Genomic DNA, 3700 nt, shown 5'->3' on the forward strand with positions numbered 1-3700 from the left:
CGCCTCATCCATCGGCGGGCCATACGCATGCGTAATGTTCATGCAACCAAGGCCAACCGGGTAAACCTCCCGGTCTCCAATACGTCGTTTCGCAGTCATGCTTTGGGTCCTTATGAGACGAACTGTTCCCGGAGGACGGGCTTGAGGATCTTGCCGTTCGCGTTGCGTGGCAGGGGCTCGGTCATGAAGAGGACCTTCACGGGTACCTTGAACGCAGCCAGGTGACTGGCGGCATGCGCTCTCAACTCATCTTCGGTAACATGCATGCCGGGTTTCAGTTGCACGACAGCGCCGACTTCCTCCCCAAGAATCTTGTGTGGGATGCCGACGACCGCCGCGTCCATCACAGCCGGGTGCTCATAAAGGGCATTCTCGACTTCGATGCAGTAGACGTTCTCACCACCGCGGATCAGCATGTCCTTGGCCCGGTCAACGAGATAGAGGAAGCCCTCTTCATCCAGACGCGCAAGGTCTCCTGTCACGACCCAGCCATCGCGGAAAGTCTCGGCAGTCGCTTCCGGTCGGTTCCAATAGGCCTTGCAGTTCATCGCGCCCTTACACCAGAGTTCACCAACTTCGCCCTGTGGCACAGGATTGCCATCAGGATCGCAGATTTTCAGCTCAACGGCTTTGGGCGGCGCGCCGGCACTACCCGGACGGTTCACATAGTCTTCGCCGATATTCAGCGTTGCCGTGGCACACGTTTCCGTCATGCCCCAGCCATTGCCAGGGGCCGCATCCGGGAAGCGCTTCTTGATGGTCGAGACAAGCTCCGGCGCCGACGGTGCGCCACCATAGGAAATAGCGGCGATAGAGGACAAATCATATTTGTCCCTGTCCGGATGTTCAAGCAATTGCCAGGCAATGGCAGGGACACCCCCGACAGCCGTAACCTTTTCTTCCTCGATGATCGGCAGGGCCTTACCCGCATCCCACTTGTACATGGAGACAATCTTGTCGCCGCGCAGCAGGGATGGGATCAGGATCGCGAAAGCCCCTGTGGCATGAAAAAACGGAATCGCCAGCAAGGTCGCGCGCTGTTCGTTTGGATCAGGCTCAGGTACAGGTTCGCCCTTGCGCAGGAACATACGGGCCTGGCAGGTCATGGAATTGAACATGTTGGAAACAACCGCGCGATGGGTGGCCAATGCGCCCTTTGGTTTCCCGGTCGTTCCCGACGTGTACATGATCGTTGCGTTGTCTTCCGGCTCCAGATCAATAGCTGGCCACGACACTGCTGGCAGATTGGCCCATTCATTGGCCCCGCCAACATATGTTTCCATCCGTGACACGCGCGGGTCGCCATACTCACCTTCTGGGTCGCGCGCGATGATGACGTTTTTCAGGTCCGGCAACTTTTCCCATTCCGTCCTGACACGCTCATAGATTTGTGGGTCAACGAAGGCGAGTTTCACGCCGGCGAAAGACAGACCGTATTCGAGCTCGTCACTCGTCCACCAGGAGTTCATTGGGGTGGCAATGGCGCCAAGCATGGAGGCAGCGAAGAAGGCGACGGGCCATTGCGGATAGTTACGCATGACGATGGCGACGCGGTCACCCTTCACGATACCATACGTGTCGCGCATGACGGCGGCGAGTTTGACGACGGCTCGGGCGAGGGCATCAAATGTCACGCGCTCATCTTCATATACAATGAAGTCACGGTCGGCGTATTGCATGCTGGCGAGTTGAAGCACCAGTGGAATGGTCGGCGGCGCATTCTTGTAGATCTTCATTTCGACGCCATTGATGACAGCGTCCATGAGTTCTAGCGGGGAACCTTCGGCCGCGAGCATCTCATTCGCCTGAGCGATGGACATGGCGGGCCAGTTTGGCAAAGTGTCTGCAGGCATGGGTTTCCTCTGGATGTGTGTTTTGTCCACACAATCACGCCACCCCAAAGTATTGAAGGAAAAATTGACCGTTCATCCGACAATTTTTCGAGAGCGGGGGCAAAATCATGTCCCAAAGCGCAGTACGCCGCCGACACGCCCGTTCCGAAATAGAAACAGTCGTATCGACGGCGAAAAATTCTGGATCGATTAAGAGCGGTTACTTGCCGAAATCGCAAAAACGCAGCGCGTGGTTGGTGCCATCCGGCTCGACAGCATCGTAGCTGCGTCCGGTCAGCTCATCGCCCTCACAGAGATAGCCGATCTGGTACATGGCGATCAGTGTCTCATTGTCAGGCGTCAGATCGCTGGCAATCATGAGATCGATAGCATCCTCATGGCGGCCCAGTTGCATCAGTATATCGAACTTTTGCTGGCGAGTGGTTTCGGGCTGGTTCAACACCGTCATCAGCGAATCTGCCTTGCCACGCGCCGTCGCGAGCGCAGGCACTGCCTTGGCATACACCGCTGTATCGTCGAGCGTGTTCACGATTTCTTCGAAATCCTCGATCGCGCCCATCACATCATAGCCTGACTGGCTGGCACGCAGCTCGCCGCGGCGCAGGAGTGTCTCGGCAAGTTGCTCTCGCGACAGTTCTGGATCGCCTGAAAGCTGGGTCAGGCGGTCGATGGCGGTCTGAGTGTTGCCAGCCTCCTCCAGACCCTCAACCGTGGTCATCGCCAGCGCGTAGCTGGACATGGTTTCAGTCATTGGTGCGACTGTGGCACCCGTTGCCTCGGTCGAGCCGGACGTGGAAGAACAAGCTGCAAGTGCCAGAGCGGAAGCAGCAGCGATTAGGCCGGAACGAATCATGGGACATCTCCAACAGGGAACAGAAGAAATTCAGTGCCTAGTCGTAGTCGCTCAAGGCGTGCGCTGACAGGGCGGTAATGTGGATTTTATGTGACCTTTCAACTGGTCAGGTCTGCACACCATTCCAGCCCGATGAGATCATCCCGGTCTTCACCGAACTCGTGCAAGCGGACATCCGACTCGCCTGCCTCACAGATATAGCCTGCGGCGACCAGTGTTTCGACCTGCTCAGGGGTCGGCGGCAAGCCTGACGATCGATAGCGCGCAACGGCCTCTTCATGGCCACCCAAAGTCCAAGTTCCGTCAAACCATTGAGCGAGCGTAAGGAACCGGTTCATCGACACCTTGATTTGCTCTACATCGGTGCGGACATAATCGAGTTCCGTTCGTGCATTCGCCGCAAGGGCGTGATCCGGCGCGATCTCCAACAGGGCTTCGAAATCTTCAATCGCGCCCAGCCGATTATCTGCCGCCTGTCGGCGCAAGCTGCCCCGATGATACAAAGCCTGGACGCGTTGCTCGGCCGTCAGCGAGTTGAGAGCGAGCAATTCGCTTAACATCGCTTCGGCGTCGTACGGGTTAGAATCCGCCAATGCCTGCGCAATGACCGTTTCCGGTGGCGGCCCTGAATCGGCTGCTTCCGGCGCAGTGGCGCAGGCAGCCAGCAATAGCGCGGCGCTGATCGAAGTATAGAATGGAAAGCGTCTCATGCGCGGCACATAAGACCGGTTCGCCGTGCGCCGCAAATTGCTTTTCAGATAGATATCAGGCCCGGGCCAACCGGTTGATCTCGGCAATGTCACCGCGGCCCAGAGCTTCAATCGCCTTGGCGGCAATGTGACGGGCATTAAGGCCAGCCGTTTCATACATCTGGTATGGGCTATCCTGATCTTGGAAGACATCTGGCAGCGTCATTGGGCGGATTTTCAGGCCATTGTCGAGCGCGCCTACGCGGGCCAGGTGTTCCAGCACAAAACTGCCGAAGCCGCCCGTC

General features: G+C 57.6%; 3 protein-coding genes and 1 pseudogene. All 4 read right to left on the bottom strand.

Annotated features, from left to right (window positions below; genetic code table 11):
- Positions 1-110 precede the first annotated feature (110 nt).
- Positions 111-1853, bottom strand: coding sequence for a class I adenylate-forming enzyme family protein (locus B4F73_RS07130; protein WP_290482861.1), 1743 nt, complete (start codon positions 1851-1853; stop codon positions 111-113).
- A 199-nt stretch (positions 1854-2052) separates the two neighbouring features.
- Positions 2053-2706 carry a hypothetical protein gene (locus tag B4F73_RS07135; RefSeq protein WP_290482862.1) on the bottom strand — a complete coding sequence of 218 codons (654 nt, stop codon included), beginning with the start codon at positions 2704-2706 and terminating at the stop codon, positions 2053-2055.
- Between the two features lie 98 nt (positions 2707-2804).
- On the bottom strand, positions 2805-3416 hold the full coding sequence (locus tag B4F73_RS07140; RefSeq protein ID WP_290482863.1) for a hypothetical protein: 612 nt from the start codon (positions 3414-3416) through the stop codon (positions 2805-2807).
- A 55-nt stretch (positions 3417-3471) separates the two neighbouring features.
- Positions 3472-3700, bottom strand: a pseudogene (locus B4F73_RS07145) (1-deoxy-D-xylulose-5-phosphate synthase); the annotation flags it as partial.

The sequence above is a fragment of the Hyphomonas sp. UBA3601 genome, assembly GCF_002375605.1.
GTDB lineage: Bacteria > Pseudomonadota > Alphaproteobacteria > Caulobacterales > Hyphomonadaceae > Hyphomonas.

What these genes read in the sequence shown, in the direction of transcription:
- B4F73_RS07130 (WP_290482861.1), bottom strand. Translation starts at nt 1,853, where the DNA reads ATGCCTGCAGACACTTTGCCAAACTGGCCCGCCATGTCCATCGCTCAG.
- B4F73_RS07135 (WP_290482862.1), bottom strand. Translation starts at nt 2,706, where the DNA reads ATGATTCGTTCCGGCCTAATCGCTGCTGCTTCCGCTCTGGCACTTGCA.
- B4F73_RS07140 (WP_290482863.1), bottom strand. Translation starts at nt 3,416, where the DNA reads ATGAGACGCTTTCCATTCTATACTTCGATCAGCGCCGCGCTATTGCTG.